Origin of the sequence: Sphingomonas rhizophila, assembly GCF_014396585.1 — a bacterium.
In the GTDB taxonomy this organism is placed as follows: Bacteria; Pseudomonadota; Alphaproteobacteria; order Sphingomonadales; family Sphingomonadaceae; genus Sphingomicrobium; species Sphingomicrobium rhizophilum.
In genome coordinates, this window is the sequence record NZ_CP060717.1 from 1,987,579 (window position 1) to 2,002,062 (window position 14,484).

Here is a 14,484-nt window from a genome sequence, read left to right on the forward strand (position 1 = left end):
GAGGCCTTTGATTGCACCGCGGCCGGTGTAGGGATTGAAGATCCCGTACCGTTGTATCGCAAGGCGCCACGCGTCGTAGAACCCGGTCTGCGTAAAAGCCGCGTCTCGGGTAGTCGCCTTAACCGTCTTCACGAAAAAGGTACGAGGGTCTGCTGCGCGGCCAAGAAGCACTTCGCGATGTATTGCGACATAATCTTCAATGAACCGATAGAGTCCTCCGAGATCGGGAAGTGCCAACCGAACCGAGTACCCGCCGAAGAACGAGGAGCCGCTGTTCTTGAACGCGGAAGTTGGTAACAGAACTTCCCAGACTGCAGCGTCATCTTTCCACCGAAGTTCGCCGACCTCCTGCGCATTGAGCAGACGCTCTTGAGTTGGCTGCCGGCCTCGGGGCATAACAGGAGCTCCCGGAGGTTCTTCTGCCTGAGGCCAAGGTGCAGGCCAAATCGCAGCATGAGGAACGACCGGACAGCCTCGGCCGCCGGCCGCGGGTGCTTTCTGCTGTCGGGCATGAGCCTCACTATTTCCTCGGTGATGCGCCGGTATTCTCCGACCGGGCTCGCGGCTTCGAGGATCGGCAAAATCGGTTCGAAGGGATCGCGATGGACGCGGGCCACTCGCTCGATTTCCTTCGACCGCGACTTGGCGAAAGCGAACATCCGGTCGCAGCAATTGTCCCAGTCGGAAGAAGCATCCGCGAGATCAGCTCGCGTGACCAGGCCCTCGATCGGATGCAATTGTGAGATGACCCCGGGATGCTGCCTTAGCCACCCGGTCCGCCGGCGCGTAAGTGCTTTGGCCAACTGGAGCATGTTGACCTCCCAGGACGTGTAGAAGCCGCGACGCTCCTCGCGCCACCTAGCATACCAGTCCCAGGTCGCCGGAAAGACGAGCAAGCCCAGGCCCAGCGATTGACTGGGTATGCCGAGTCCATTCACGGCACCGCCGGGTGGCGCCATCAAGGCGCCGAACAGGAGGCCGAGGTGCTCGACCTTCTGTTGTGCTGTCACCTCTTTCCATTTCCCGAGCCGCTCGAGGCCGACCTGCGTGAGTGTCGCAGTCTTGAACCTGACAAGCGCTTCCATCTCTAGTTGAAGTTCCACCGGAGCGTCGACGACACCAGCGGGCGCGCGACTGAGCGCCTTTTCTGTCTCCAGACTTGAATTCGCCACGACGGGCGAGCCGGAATGGCCTGCAAGGTTCGGGAAGCGAAGCGAGAAGCGATCGCGCAAGACCTTGCATTGGTAACGACGGTAATCCGTGCATCCCGAGATGATGACGCGTTGCACCCACTCGACGATCTCCGCGCGCTCTTTGAGCGGTCGCCGGTCGAAGTCATCCGGCAAGTGCCATGCGATGCGTCTCCGCTCCGATGGCGTAAAGGCGAGTGATCCGGCTTGACCGGTTGTCGCACGTCCCGGGTGGGCCAGTTTTGCCCGGAAGTAGCCCTCGGGAAGTCGATACCGATGCTCAATCCGCTCGAGCACGCGGAGACTAGTGGCCGAGCGGGGAGCCTTTCGGCCGGCGCACCACTCCCGGATCGTGGTCCTGTCGAAGGTTTCGCCCGCGCGGATCACGGCGCGGTGCAGGTGCCAGATGGTGTCGCCGTGTCGCGACATGTGCGCAGCTAGAGCCTCGCCAAAGCCAGGCGGGTCGGACCACTCGGCGAGCGGCTCAGGAAAATCGACGATCAGCCGAGGCTTCGGGCCACGGCGCTTTCCGGGTTGCTTCGCGGGCTTTTGCGAGTGTGGGGACGAGAACTGTTGTCATTCACGGCAAGGGTCCTTCGATGAAGGTTTTCCCCCTTGGCCTGATCAACGAACAAAATGCCTGATACGGTCGATTAATCTCCCTGTTCCGGGCGATTAAAGTCCCTGTTCCGACGAATTACAGGAGTGAGAGGTCTTCGCGCGAGAATCCGCAGAAATCTGCCGATGGTGCTCAATAGCCTCATCGAGATTGCGTCGCATCGGCCTGTTTTGGGCCGCGATTTGATGCGAATTCCCTGTTTTGCGGGAATATCAGGGAAGATACGGGTTATCGCCAGACTGCTTCGCGCACCACTCTCGCCTTTCCTTACTGCTGTTGTCAGACGGCTCGAGTGCCGCCTTTAGAAGACGTGTGCCTGACGAGGGCGCGCGGCGGTCCGACGACCCGTCCAACTCGCTCATCGACCCGTAGATTCACGTAATGGCGGGCCCTTCTCGCTCCCCTAGGTCGGGCCATCCCCACCAGTGGGATTTGCTTAGCGAGGAGCAGAGTCATGTACCACGAGCAGCTCAAAACGCGCGATGCCTTCAAGGTCGTCGAGATTTCGACCCTCGACGGCCCCGCCTCGGCGGCGCTTGCCGAACTGGAGCTTGGCCGCGGGCGGCTTGCGGAAGCGGCGGTTCCCGACGTGCCGCGCGCGATCGGAGTGATGATGGCGGCCACCTACGCGGCGATCGTAGCGCTGTTCGCGCTGACCATCGCCACTGCCGGCCAAAGCCTGTTCGTCATCGCGATTGACGTCGTCTTCCTGGTTGCCTTCTTCGCCGTGCCGACGATCATGTTGAAGCTGGAGCGCGACCCCGCCCGGAGGCCGAGCTTGAGCCGCTTCATGGCGCAGGGAATGCAGACCTATACCGGACATGTCTCCGGCGCCGGTGCGCTGGCCCAGATGTTTATTGTCCCGGTGCTGCTGGCGTTCGCGGTCCTCGCGATCGGCGTCATCGCCGTCCTGTCGTGACGCCTTTAGGTAATATCCACGATTATCAATGGGTTGGGCCCTCTCTAAACGGGCCCGATGACCGATTCCAAATGATTGAAAGAACCGAACATGTCCGCACCCTATGTTGATCTGAACGTCCACCATGCGCCCAAGGGGGTGTCGGATCGCGTCGCCTACGGCTTCACCAAGGCCCTGCGTTTCTGTGCCGACACGTTCTTCGCCAAGCGTTACGGCCACCGGGCGATCGTGCTGGAAACCGTCGCGGCCGTGCCAGGCATGGTCGGCGCGACCATCAACCACCTGAAGTGCCTTCGCCGCATGTGCGACGACAAGGGCTGGATTCGCACGCTGATGGACGAAGCGGAGAATGAGCGGATGCACCTGATGACGTTCATCGAGGTCGCCAAGCCGACGGTGTTCGAACGGCTCGTGATTCTCAGCGTCCAGTGGGTCTTCTATCTCGCATTCTTCGCGCTCTACCTGATCAGCCCCCGCACAGCGCACCGCGTGGTTGGCTATTTCGAGGAAGAGGCGGTGTTGAGCTACACGCTCTACCTGAAGGAGATCGACGAGGGCCGCAGTCCGAACGGCCCGGCGCCGGAGATCGCCAAGCGCTACTGGCAGCTGCCGGACAGCGCCACCTTGCGCGACGTGGTGCTAGTGGTCCGGGCCGACGAAGCTCACCACCGCGACGTCAACCATGGTTTTGCCGACGAGCTCGCCGGACAGCCGGTTGACGAAGCCCGGTTCGCCCCCTCGCCGCCGCATGTCGAAGGCATCCGGCTGGTTGCCTAAAGCGATCGAGGTCGGCGAGCAGCCGGCCTCGAACCCAGCAGTCTTGATCCATGCGGCAGCTGACGCTTCGGCGAAGGCTGCCGTTTTCCTTCTTCGACAATTGCTGTGTTGGTCTGCTCCCAAATGACAGGGGGCCTCCGCGTGTAGCGCCTGGTAACAAAAGCGCCCAGGCTGGAGCGCATCCGTGGCAGAAGCGTGCCGAACACGGCTCGGCCACGCCTTAAATCGTCACGCCACGAGAAATAGAACGCCAGGAGCGATTACCTGGACGAGCATCTGTATCGCGGGGGATTGGATGGGGAGTATCGGACGGGCGCTCACCGCGCTCCGGCGACGTTCGCCGGCTTGCTCAGGCGGCTTGCCGAAATTCCAGCTCCAGCCGGTCCCAGATTTCGACCAGCGCGCTGGTGAGTTCGTCCATCATCGCTTCGCTGTGGTTGGGGCCGGGCGTGAAGCGCAGCCGTTCGGTCCCGCGGGGGACGGTCGGGAAGTTGATCGGCTGGACGTAGAGGCCGTATTCGGCGAGCAGGATGTCGCTGATCGCCTTGGCCTTGACCGGGCAACCGACCAGCAGCGGCACGATGTGCGTGACGCTTTCCATCAGCGGCAGCCCCGCCGCGACGAACTTGGCCTTCAGCATCGCCGCGCCGGCCTGCTGCGCCTCGCGCTCTTCGGCTGAGGCCTTGAGGTGGCGGACGCTGGCCAGCGCGCCGGCGACCAGCACCGGCGACAGCGAGGTCGTGAAGATGAAGCCCGGCGCATAGCTGCGGATGCAGTCGACGATCGTCCGGTCGGCCGCGACATAGCCGCCCATCACTCCGAACGCCTTGCCCAGCGTGCCTTCGATGATCGTCACCCGGTCCGCGACCGCGTCGCGTTCCGAAATGCCGCCGCCGCGCGCGCCGTACATGCCGACCGCATGGACTTCGTCGAGATAGGTGATGGCGCCATAGCGGTCGGCGAGATCGCAGATCTCAGCGATCGGCGCGACGTCGCCGTCCATCGAATAGACGCTTTCGAACGCGATCAGCTTGGGCGTTTCCGGCGCCTCGTCGCGCAGCAGCTGCTCGAGATGATCGAGGTCGTTGTGGCGGAAGACGCGCTTCTCGCAGCCCGAATTCTTGATCCCCGCGATCATCGACGCGTGGTTCAATTCGTCGGAGAAGATCACGCAGCCGGGCAGCAGCTTGCCGAGCGTCGACAGCGCCGCCTCGTTCGAGACATAGCCCGAGGTGAACAGCAGGGCGCTTTCCTTGCCGTGCAAATCGGCAAGCTCGGCCTCCAGGTCGACGTGGTAATGGGTGTTGCCGCCGATGTTGCGGGTGCCGCCCGAACCGGCGCCGACATCGTGCAGCGCTTCTTCCATCGCGGTGACGACCGCCGGGTGCTGGCCCATGCCGAGATAGTCGTTCGAACACCACACGGTGATCGGCTTCGGACCGTTGTGCCCGGCAAAGCAGCGCGCGTTGGGGTAGTTGCCCTTGGTGCGCAGGATGTCGATGAAGACGCGGTAGCGCCCCTCGTCATGGAGGCGATCAATCGCCGACCGGAAAATGCTGTCGTAATCCATGACCAATTGCTAGCCCTGGACTGGACCGGACGGCATTAGGGGATTGTCCGGAGCCGCCGATGTTCGGCGCAGCCTGTCGTCGCATGGCATGCCGCGGGCGGTTCGGAATTCCTTTTCGGCGTGTCGCGCCCGCCATGGCACGCCGAGGGGTCGGCGGGGATCGCCATGCAGCAAGTGGAAGCCAGCACATTTAGGCAGGCGAGGATTCCTAGCGAGGCCGCAATGCTCGTCATATCGCGCTGCTGAACCGCCTGGCGGCCGGTTGGCGATAGCTGTCGAACAGCGATGCGATGACCCGGGCGTAGGGCCTTCCATAATCGGGAAGCCTCAACTTCCCGGCCTCGATCGTCGCAAGGCCATTGTCGAGAAACGGCCGCAGGCGCGCCAGCCTGTCCTGGTCGAGCAAACCCTGAACCTCGGCCTTGCCGTTGCAAAGCAATTGCTCGATCACGCGGCCACGCCGGCGATCCTCCTCGCTTCGGCGGATGCCGTGAGCAGCGGGCAGCAGGCCCGACGAGACCTTGATCCTGTAGCGTCCGGCATTCTTTTCGGTCTGGACCAAGAGGTTGGGGAAGTCGCTGATCGAGCTGGCCCCGAGGCCGACCAGCACGTCCGACGGATCATCGGTGAACCCCTGGAAATTACGGCGCAGCCGGCCTTGGCGGGCGGCGAGCGACAAAGCGTCATGCGGCAGCGCATAATGGTCGAACCCGATCGGGGCGTAGCCAGCGTGGGTAAGAATCTGATGGCCAAGCTCCGCCTGACGGAAGCGAAGCTCGGCGTCGGGCAAGGCGCTGCCGTCGATCTGCCTTTGGCGCGGAATCAGGTGCGGAACATGCGCGTAGCCAAACAGCGCGATCCGTTCCGGCCGCAGCGCAATGGCCGCGCGAAGAGTCTGCTCCAATTCCTCCAGGCCCTGGCGGGGAAGCCCATACATCAGGTCAAAATTGAGCGACCTGACGCCCGCCTTGCGCAACTCGCCGACGCACGTCTCAATCAAGCCCAATGGCTGCAGCCGGCCGATCGACCGCTGGACTTTCTCCTCGAAGGTTTGCACCCCCAGGCTCGCGCGCTCGACCCCGGCCGCCGCGATCGCTTCGACCCAGGGGCCGGTCAGAGACCGCGGATCGAGTTCAATCGACAGTAGCGCGTCATCGGCAGCGAACGACGAGCGCAGCCTGGCCAGCAGCGAGGCGAACTGGCCGGGCGAGATGGCATTCGGACTGCCCCCGCCGAAGGAAATGCGCCGCACGCTTCCGCGACCACCTATTCGCTTCGCGACCAGCTCGATTTCCGCGTCCAAGGTCTCGAGGTAGGAAGCGAGGCGTTGCGTCCGGTTGGCCGCACCGGTGTTGCAGCCGCAGTACCAGCAAATCTCGTGGCAGTAGGGGAGATGGACGTAGAGCGAGAGCGGCTGGCCGGCGTCGATCGTGTTGAACGCATCCTCCAGGTCGCTCCTGCCAACGGCGTCGCTAAACTCCGCGGCGGTCGGATAGCTGGTGTAGCGCGGGACCGGAGTCGCCAGCAGTTCGGGAAGATAGGTCCAGCTCGTCATTGATCTTCGTCCTCAATCAGGATGCGCATGCCGGCGCCGTCCATGTCGTCGAATTGCCCGTCGCGCGTTGCCCAAAAAAAGGCGGCGAGGCCGGCGAGGCCCAGAGACAGGGCGATGGGTATGAGGAGCACCAGGGCGCTCATCGAGCGGCGGTCCGCAGACGAAGCGCGTTGGCGACGACGATGATCGACGAGCCGGACATGGCGAGCGCGGCAACCAGCGGCGTAACCAGCCCCATGAACGCCAGCGGCACGGCGACGATGTTATAGCCGATCGCGATGACAAAATTCTGGCGAACGATCCGCATCGTCCGGCGGGCAGCGACAACGGCCCTCGCGACCGGCATCAGGCTGTCGCCCAGGAACACCGCGTCGGCCGCATTCTGACCGACATCGCTGGCCGAAGCCGGCGCCATCGAAACATGACCCGCCGCGAGCGCCGGTCCATCGTTCAGGCCATCGCCGACCATCAGCACCTTGCGGCCCTGGTTCTGCAGCCGGTCGATCAGGTCGAGCTTGTCCTGCGGTATCATGCTGGACTGGGCCCTAAGGCCGAGACCCCTAGTGACGGCCGCGACCGAAGCCGCCCGGTCGCCGGTGGCGATCGACGATTCGATGCCAAGTGCCCGCAATCGCTCGATGGCACCGGCTGCTTCGGGCCGAAGCTGGTCGTTGAAACACAGGATCACCGGTGCGTGGCCTTCCATGGTGAAGGCCGTGGCTAGGGAATCGATCTCCAGTCCGGGGATCTTGCCCAGGGAAACGGCGACCCCGCGATAGCTTGCAGAGACGCCGATGCCCGCCGTCTCCGAGACGCTGTCGAGTGACGCGGGGCACACGCCCTCGGCCTCCAGCGATCGCCGAACGGCCGAGGCCAGCGGATGGCGGCTGACCGACGCCAGCGCGAGGACGATCGGCTTTGCCGCGTCGGGGATCGCCTGCGGGTTGAACAGATCCGGGCGGCCGAGGGTCAGAGTCCCGGTCTTGTCGAACAGCGCCCGGTCGGCCTCGGCAAGGCGTTCCAGCGCGCTACCGTCCTTGACCAGGACCCCGGCGCGCATCAGCGATCCGGCGGCGACAATCTGCGCCGCCGGCACCGCCAGCCCAAGGGCACAGGGGCAGGTGATGATCAGGACGGCCGCCGCGATCAGCAATGCCTGGTGGGCACTCGCGCCGACCAGCAACCAAGTGACGAAGGACAGTGCGGCCAGCGTATGAACCGCAGGCGCGTAGAGCCGCGCGGCGCGATCGGCGATGCGGACATAGCGCGACCGCCCCTGCCCCGCCTCGCCCATCAGGCGGGCGATCTCGGCGAGGCTGCTGTCGCTCGCCGTCGCCGTCACCCGGATGGTCAGCGCGGCATCCAGATTGAGGGTGCCGGCATGAGCACGGTCGCCGGCAGCAAGCAGCCGCGGCGCGCTCTCGCCCGTCAGCAGTGACAGGTCGACGCCGCTTTTCCCCGTTTCGACGATTCCATCGGCTGCAACGCGTTCGCCGGCGGCGACGATCATGCGCATGCCCGGTGCAAGGTCTTCTGACCGGACCCATTCACTGCCGCCATCGTCACGGATCACCAGCGCACCGGCGGCCTGCTGCTTGAGGAGCGACGCCACCCCATCGCGCGCGCGGTCGCGCATCACGCTGTCGAGCGAGCGGCCGACGAGCAGGAAGAACAGCAGCATTACCGCGCCGTCGAAGTAGGCGTGCGGACCACCGGTAACGGCCTCGAACAGGCTGAGCGCCGTCACCAGCAGGACGCCGATGCTGATCGGGACGTCCATGTTGGTCCGCCCGCGCCGGACCGCGCTCCAGGCCGAGCGAAAGAAGGGCTGGCCGGAATAGGCGACCGTCGGAATGGCGATGAGTCCCGACAGCAGATGGAACAGGTCGCGGATCGCTCCCTCGGCGCCGGACCAGACCGACACCGACAGCAGCATGATGTTCATCGACGCAAAGCCGGCGACGCCGGTGGCACGAAGCAGCCTGCGAGTCTCCGGATTCTTCTCGCGCGACGCGGCGTCGCTCAACGGCTGCGCCTCGAAGCCAAGGCGGCCGACCGCCTCGACCAGTGCCGGAATGGTCAGTGACGAAGCATGGGTCACATTCAACTGCTTCGACGTGATGTTGAGCCGGGCGGAGACAAGGCCGGGCAGACCCCTTAATCCCTGCTCGATCTTCGCGATGCAACCGGCGCAGTGCGCACCGGGCACGGCCAGCACGGTTCGCAGCAGCGGTTCGCCGCCGTCGATTGCTGCCAGCGCCGTCACTGCAAGGTCTCGATCAGCCGGGCTTCGGATTCGCCGCGCCGGACCAGCAGGTGAATGTTCCATCGACCGGGCGGAAGCGCCTTGATCGAACGAACGCCGCCGCGCGCGGCCGCGAAGGTCAGCGGGACATCGACTTCGCGGCCCAGCGGGTGCCGGGCGAAGCCGCTGACCGTCGCTCCGTCGATGGACAGGGAGACAGCGACATGCCGCGCATCGTCGAGAAAAGGTTCGATCGTCCAGGCCAGCTTCCGCTGCCGCTCGGCGGCGGCCAGCCAGTCGTTGTATTTCTGGCTGGCGACGTAGCTGTTGTCGACCACCACTCCGCCGAACGTGCGCGTCGCGAAGGTCGCCATTGTCAGGTTGACCGCGATCACCACGCCGAAGAACGCGACCAGGATCGCGGTCATGTGACGGCCTGAAAAACGGCTGGTCATGCTCAATCCCCCGGCCGTTCGAACACGGCTTCAACGCGGTCGCTTTCCGCGCCGTCCGCGGCGCGGACGACGAAGCTGAACCCCTGCCGCCCTTGTCCCCACCGGGGGCGGCAACGAAAATAGGTAGTTTTGCGAGGGCGTCGGCGGGGACGGTGGTCTGCACCAGCCGGGTCGCCGCCTCGCGACTTCCGCCCTCGCCCCACATCACGGCGCCCGGCAACCCTTCAAGCCGGACCACCATCGCCCGCGGCCGAGACTGCATGTTCCTGAGCTTGAGGGTGAAGCCGTTGCGGACCGCGCCGTCGGCGAGCTGGACAAAGGCCGGGTTGCGCTGGTGCTGTGCGCTGATGTCTAGCCGCGCCCGGTCACCCAGCGCGAAGAGCATGCCGAGGCCGACCGACGACCAGATCAGCGCATAAGCAAGGGTGCGCGGTCGGAGCAGCGTCTTGAGCAACGGTTTCGGCGTTTCGCCGGCAGCTTCGGCCCTGCAATCGTCCAGCGTCGCATAATCGATGAGGCCGCGGGGCTTGCCAATCCTGGTCATGACCCGATCGCAGGCATCGATGCACAGCGCGCAGGTGATGCAGCCGACCTGCGGGCCTTCCCGGATGTCGATGCCGGTCGGACAGACGGCGACGCACTGGTTGCAGTCGATGCAGTCGCCGAGACCGAGGTCGGCCAGAGTCGCCTCGCGCCGTCCGCGCCCGCGCGGTTCGCCGCGCCAGTCCTTGTAGGTGACGATCAGCGACTTTTCGTCGGTCATCGCCGTCTGGATGCGCGGCCAGGGGCACATGTAGATGCACACCTGTTCGCGCATGAACCCGCCGAAGGTGAAGGTGGTGGCGGTAAGGATGGCGACGGTGGAATAGGCGATGGTGCTGGCTTCCCCCGTCACGAATTTCTGCGCCAGGGTCGGGGCGTCAGCGAAATAGAAGATCCATGCCCCGCCAGTGGCCAGGGAGAGGACCAGGTAAACTGCATATTTGAAGGTCCGGCGCGCGAGCTTCGACGCGTTCCACGGCGATTTGGCCAGCCGCATCTGGGCGTTGCGATCGCCGTCCACGAACCGGTCGATATGCTGGAACAGGTCGGTCCAGACCGTCTGCGGACAGGCATAACCGCACCAGGCGCGGCCGACGACCGATGTCAGCAGGAACAGGCCGACGCCGGCCATGATCAGCAGGCCCGCGACATAATAGAATTCGTGCGGCCAGATTTCGAGCGGACCGAAGTAGAAGCGGCGGTTGGCGACGTCCAGCAGCACCGCCTGGTCGGGCGCATATGCCCCGCGGTCCCAGCGCAGCCAGGGCGTGACGTAGTAGATGGTCAGCGTCACCGCCATGATCAGCCATTTCAGCCGACGAAAGCGCCCGTCGATCTTTTGCGGATAGACGGGCTCGCGCTTCGCGTAGAGGCTCTTGGCCGGTGGGGTCGATTGGTCGGTCATGTGCTTGTGCCGGTTGGGGCCGGCACACCCGCCAGCCCTATTTCGTCGCCGGTCTCTGCATCGTTTTGCGCTCGCCGCCACCTAGGGAATGCACGTAGGCCGCGAGCATCTTGGTGGTCACCGGATCGAGCTTTCCGCCCCAGGCCGGCATGACGCCGAAGCGGGCGTCGTGGATCGACTTGCGGATCGCGTCCTCGTCACCGCCATAGAGCCAGATGGCGTCGGTCAGGTTGGGCGCGCCGAATTCGCGCTTGCCCCGCGCGTCGTCGCCGTGACAGGCGGCGCAGTTGGTGGCGAACAGGGCGGCGCCACGTTGGGCAGAAGCGGTGGCGCGTTGCTGACCGCTGACTGTGCGGACATAGGCGGTGAGGTCGTCGATCTCGACCGGCTGGAGGAGGCCATCGCGGCCGAAGGCGGGCATCTGCGACATGCGGGTCTGGTCGTGCCCGGGATTTCGGATGCCATGTTCGACCGTGTAGTGAATCGCCTCCAGGTCGCCCCCCCACAACCAATCGTCATCGTTGAGGTTGGGATACCCTCGGGAGCCCGCGGCCCCGACCCATGGCACTGGACGCAATTGACCCGGAAGGCAGCACGGCCGCCTTCAACCGCGGCCTGCATGAGTTGGGGATTGTTCGGTAGCGCCTCGATCGACGTTTCCGCGACCGCCCGCATGATCGGCGCCCTGCGCGCACGCTCCGCGGCCAGTTCTTCCTCCAGCTGGCCGCGGCTCGACCAGCCGAGCACACCGGTGGTCGCCTCGCGGATCATCGGCCACGCAGGATAGGCGACGACATAGGCGACGCCCCAGATAATCGTCGCGTAGAGCGACCACAGCCACCAGCGCGGCAGCGGCGTGTTGAGTTCTTCGATGCCGTCCCACTCGTGACCGACGGTTTCGGTCCCCGTCGGCTGATCGATGCGCTTCTTGTCGTCAGCCATGGTCGGCGTCCTTGAAGATCATGTTGGCGGCGTCGCGGTTGCGATTCCTGTTGCGGGGGAGGAAAGCCCAGCCGACGAGGACGAGATAGACGAAGCCCATGAAGACGAGGCCCCAGCTGTCGGCGAAGTGGCGGAAGGCGTCGTAGCTCACCGGACCTGCTCCTGCGGAGCGCCAGCCTTGAAGTCGACGTGCGTGCCGAGCATCTGGAGGTACGCGACCAGCGCATCCATTTCCGTGGTCTTGCCCGGATTACCGTCATAGTCGCGTGCCTGCGCCTTCGGGTAACGCTTCTGCAGGTCGGTGGCATCGGCATTGGCATCGGCCTGGATGCGCAAGTCCGCGTCTGCCTTCTCGATCGATTCCTCGGTATAAGGAACGCCGGTCCGCTTCAGCGCCCGCAAGTTCGCGCTCATGTTTCCGGTCACGAGTTCCCGGTCCGCGAGGAATGCATATCCTGGCATGATCGATTCCGGCACCGTTGAGCGCGGATCCTTCAGGTGCTGCACATGCCACTCGTCCGAGTAGCGGCCGCCGACGCGGGCGAGGTCGGGGCCGGTGCGCTTCGATCCCCATTGGAACGGATGATCGTACATGCTTTCCGCCGCGAGGCTGTAGTGGCCATATCGCTCGGTCTCGTCCCGGAACGGACGGACCATCTGGCTGTGACAGCTGTAGCAGCCCTCGCGAACATAGATGTCGCGCCCGGCGAGCTCGAGCGGGGTGTAGGGCCGAACGCCCTCGACCTTCTCGACCGTGGATTCGATATAGAACAGGGGCGCAATCTCGACGATGCCGCCGACGGTCACCACCAGCAGCGACAGCACCGCGAGTAGCGTGACATTGCGCTCGATGGTGCCGTGACTGAATTTCCTGAAAGCCATGGGTCAATCCTATTCGGCGGCAACGATGGTGGCGGGTGACGGCGCGCCGAGCGGGCCGTTGGTCCGGCCAAGGGCCAAAGCCGGAAGCGGCCGGTCCTTGGCGGGGTCGAAGGCGGCATCGGTCAGCGGCTTTTCGTCGCGCAACCGTCCACGAACCGTCTGGACGATGTTCCACACCATGATCAGGAAGCCGGTGAGGTAGAACAGGCCGCCCGCTGCGCGGATCAGGTAGAGCGGGATCATCGCCTGGACGACCTCGGCGAACGAATAGACGAGGTAGCCGTCGGCCCCATATTCACGCCACATCAGCCCCTGCATGATGCCGGCGACCCACATCGACGCAGCGTAAAGGACGATGCCAAGCGTCGCGAGCCAGAAGTGCCAGTTGATCATCCGCAGCGAGTAGAGCCGGGTCCGGCCCCACAGGCGCGGCGCCAGGTAGTAGACGCAGGCGAAGGTGATCATGCCGTTCCAGCCGAGCGCGCCGGCATGGACATGGCCAACCGTCCAGTCGGTGTAGTGCGACAGCGAGTTGACCGCCTTGATCGACAGCATCGGCCCTTCGAAGGTGGCCATCCCATAGAAGGCGAGCGCCATCACCATCATCCGGATGATCGGGTCGGTGCGAACCTTGTCCCACGCGCCATTCAGGGTCATCAGCCCGTTGATCATCCCGCCCCAGCTCGGCATCCAGAGAATGACCGAGAAGACCATCCCCAGCGTCTGCGCCCAGTCCGGCAGCGCCGTGTAATGGAGGTGGTGCGGGCCTGCCCAGATGTAGAGGAAGATCAGCGACCAGAAGTGAATGATCGACAGGCGGTAGCTGTAGATCGGCCGCTCGGCCTGCTTGGGGACGAAGTAATACATCATCGCCAGGAAGCCGGCGGTGAGGAAGAAACCGACCGCGTTGTGGCCGTACCACCACTGCGTCAACGCATCCTGGACGCCGGCGAACAGCGAATAGCTTTTCGAACCGACCAGGCTGACCGGGATGCTGAGATTGTTCACCACATGCAGCATCGCGATGGTGATGATGAAGCTCAGGTAGAACCAGTTGGCGACATAGATATGCGGTTCGCGCCGTTTCACGATCGTGCCGACGAACACGGCCAGGTAGGCCACCCAGACGATGGTCAGCCAGATGTCGACGTACCATTCGGGCTCGGCATATTCGCGGCTTTCGGTGATGCCGAGCAGGTAGCCGGTCGCGGCCAGCACGATGAACAGCTGGTAGCCCCAGAACACGAAACGGGCGAGGTTCGGGAACGCGAGCCGAGCGCGGCAGGTGCGCTGCACGACGTAGAAGCTGGTGGCGATCAGGGCGTTGCCGCCGAACGCGAAGATGACCGCTGACGTATGGAGCGGACGGAGCCGCCCGAAACTGGTGTATTCAAGCCCGAGGTTGAGGACGGGGAAGGCCAGCTGGAGGGCGATGTACAGGCCCGCGGCGAGACCGGCGACGCCCCAGAAGATCGTGGCGATCACGCCCCAGCGGATCGGCTCGTCATCGTAACGCGACTGGTCGGGGCCGGTCACGGCCTGAACCGGATTATAGTCGGCGTTCCTCAGCGTCAGCATCATGACGAGGAAGGCGGCCGCGGCGACGATGGCCATGTGCACGGAGAAGCCGAAGTCCGCTGAAACGGCGACCGCAAAGACGGCCAGCACGGCCAACGCCAGCCACCCGCCGGTCCTCACTAGCAGATCATCCATCGTATGAGCCGTCCCGCTTCTTTGAAGTGGATCCGGCTTTGCCGCGCACCGCGGCGCGACGCGTTACGCAAACTTACGTAAGCCGCCCGCCCCTTTGAATTTGCCCGATCCCGGGTAAAGGTAGGCCATGGTCAATCCGCATCAGCAGACCGGGGAATCTACGCGCGCGA

The 14,484-nt window shown here is 64.6% G+C and carries 11 protein-coding genes and 2 pseudogenes; 2 read left to right on the top strand and 11 right to left on the bottom strand.

Features of this window, described 5'->3' with window-relative positions:
* Window positions 1–128: 128 nt before the first annotated feature.
* Window positions 129–1,619 carry a hypothetical protein gene (locus H9L12_RS10145; protein ID WP_246450348.1) on the bottom strand — a complete coding sequence of 497 codons (1,491 nt, stop codon included), beginning with the start codon at window positions 1,617–1,619 and terminating at the stop codon, window positions 129–131.
* A gap of 644 nt (window positions 1,620–2,263) precedes the next feature.
* On the opposite strand from H9L12_RS10145, the gene H9L12_RS10150 reads away from it, so the two are divergent.
* A complete protein-coding gene (locus H9L12_RS10150) occupies window positions 2,264–2,728 on the top strand; it encodes a hypothetical protein (RefSeq protein ID WP_187541638.1) in 465 nt (154 codons plus the stop codon).
* 90 nt (window positions 2,729–2,818) lie between these two features.
* Window positions 2,819–3,505, top strand: a complete 687-nt coding sequence (locus H9L12_RS10155) for an alternative oxidase (RefSeq protein WP_187541639.1) — start codon at window positions 2,819–2,821, stop codon at window positions 3,503–3,505.
* A gap of 349 nt (window positions 3,506–3,854) precedes the next feature.
* Here the strand turns inward: H9L12_RS10155 and hemA are convergent, their stop codons facing one another.
* The 10 genes and pseudogenes from hemA to ccoN form a co-directional block, all read right to left on the bottom strand.
* Window positions 3,855–5,075 carry a 5-aminolevulinate synthase gene (gene hemA / locus H9L12_RS10160; RefSeq protein WP_187541640.1) on the bottom strand — a complete coding sequence of 407 codons (1,221 nt, stop codon included), beginning with the start codon at window positions 5,073–5,075 and terminating at the stop codon, window positions 3,855–3,857.
* A 229-nt stretch (window positions 5,076–5,304) separates the two neighbouring features.
* Window positions 5,305–6,630 carry an oxygen-independent coproporphyrinogen III oxidase gene (gene hemN / locus H9L12_RS10165; protein WP_187541641.1) on the bottom strand — a complete coding sequence of 442 codons (1,326 nt, stop codon included), beginning with the start codon at window positions 6,628–6,630 and terminating at the stop codon, window positions 5,305–5,307.
* Window positions 6,627–6,773 carry a cbb3-type cytochrome oxidase assembly protein CcoS gene (gene ccoS / locus H9L12_RS10170; RefSeq protein WP_187541642.1) on the bottom strand — a complete coding sequence of 49 codons (147 nt, stop codon included), beginning with the start codon at window positions 6,771–6,773 and terminating at the stop codon, window positions 6,627–6,629. Before ccoS ends, hemN begins: the two co-directional genes overlap by 4 nt.
* Window positions 6,770–8,959: a heavy metal translocating P-type ATPase gene (locus tag H9L12_RS10175; RefSeq protein WP_187543255.1), complete on the bottom strand. Its 2,190-nt coding sequence runs from the start codon at window positions 8,957–8,959 to the stop codon at window positions 6,770–6,772. Before H9L12_RS10175 ends, ccoS begins: the two co-directional genes overlap by 4 nt.
* Window positions 8,893–9,330, bottom strand: coding sequence for a FixH family protein (locus H9L12_RS10180; RefSeq protein ID WP_187543256.1), 438 nt, complete (start codon window positions 9,328–9,330; stop codon window positions 8,893–8,895). Before H9L12_RS10180 ends, H9L12_RS10175 begins: the two co-directional genes overlap by 67 nt.
* Window positions 9,331–9,332: 2 nt before the next feature.
* Window positions 9,333–10,777, bottom strand: a pseudogene (gene ccoG, locus H9L12_RS10185) (cytochrome c oxidase accessory protein CcoG).
* A 37-nt stretch (window positions 10,778–10,814) separates the two neighbouring features.
* Window positions 10,815–11,719, bottom strand: a pseudogene (gene ccoP, locus H9L12_RS10190) (cytochrome-c oxidase, cbb3-type subunit III).
* On the bottom strand, window positions 11,712–11,870 hold the full coding sequence (locus H9L12_RS10195) for a cbb3-type cytochrome c oxidase subunit 3 (RefSeq protein ID WP_187541643.1): 159 nt from the start codon (window positions 11,868–11,870) through the stop codon (window positions 11,712–11,714). Before H9L12_RS10195 ends, ccoP begins: the two are co-directional and overlap by 8 nt.
* Window positions 11,867–12,601 (bottom strand): cytochrome-c oxidase, cbb3-type subunit II, encoded by a 735-nt coding sequence (ccoO, locus tag H9L12_RS10200; protein WP_187541644.1) that lies wholly within the window; start codon window positions 12,599–12,601, stop codon window positions 11,867–11,869. The genes H9L12_RS10195 and ccoO overlap by 4 nt, the downstream gene beginning before the upstream one ends.
* A gap of 9 nt (window positions 12,602–12,610) precedes the next feature.
* A complete protein-coding gene (ccoN, locus tag H9L12_RS10205; RefSeq protein ID WP_187541645.1) occupies window positions 12,611–14,314 on the bottom strand; it encodes a cytochrome-c oxidase, cbb3-type subunit I in 1,704 nt (567 codons plus the stop codon).
* Window positions 14,315–14,484 lie beyond the last annotated feature (170 nt).

What these genes read in the sequence shown, in the direction of transcription:
- H9L12_RS10175 (WP_187543255.1), bottom strand. Translation starts at nt 8,959, where the DNA reads ATGGAACATTCACCTGCTGGTCCGGCGCGGCGAATCCGAAGCCCGGCT.
- ccoN (WP_187541645.1), bottom strand. Translation starts at nt 14,314, where the DNA reads ATGGATGATCTGCTAGTGAGGACCGGCGGGTGGCTGGCGTTGGCCGTG.
- H9L12_RS10180 (WP_187543256.1), bottom strand. Translation starts at nt 9,330, where the DNA reads ATGACCAGCCGTTTTTCAGGCCGTCACATGACCGCGATCCTGGTCGCG.
- H9L12_RS10145 (WP_246450348.1), bottom strand. Translation starts at nt 1,619, where the DNA reads ATGTCGCGACACGGCGACACCATCTGGCACCTGCACCGCGCCGTGATC.
- H9L12_RS10155 (WP_187541639.1), top strand. Translation starts at nt 2,819, where the DNA reads ATGTCCGCACCCTATGTTGATCTGAACGTCCACCATGCGCCCAAGGGG.
- H9L12_RS10150 (WP_187541638.1), top strand. Translation starts at nt 2,264, where the DNA reads ATGTACCACGAGCAGCTCAAAACGCGCGATGCCTTCAAGGTCGTCGAG.
- ccoO (WP_187541644.1), bottom strand. Translation starts at nt 12,601, where the DNA reads ATGGCTTTCAGGAAATTCAGTCACGGCACCATCGAGCGCAATGTCACG.
- hemN (WP_187541641.1), bottom strand. Translation starts at nt 6,630, where the DNA reads ATGACGAGCTGGACCTATCTTCCCGAACTGCTGGCGACTCCGGTCCCG.
- hemA (WP_187541640.1), bottom strand. Translation starts at nt 5,075, where the DNA reads ATGGATTACGACAGCATTTTCCGGTCGGCGATTGATCGCCTCCATGAC.
- ccoS (WP_187541642.1), bottom strand. Translation starts at nt 6,773, where the DNA reads ATGAGCGCCCTGGTGCTCCTCATACCCATCGCCCTGTCTCTGGGCCTC.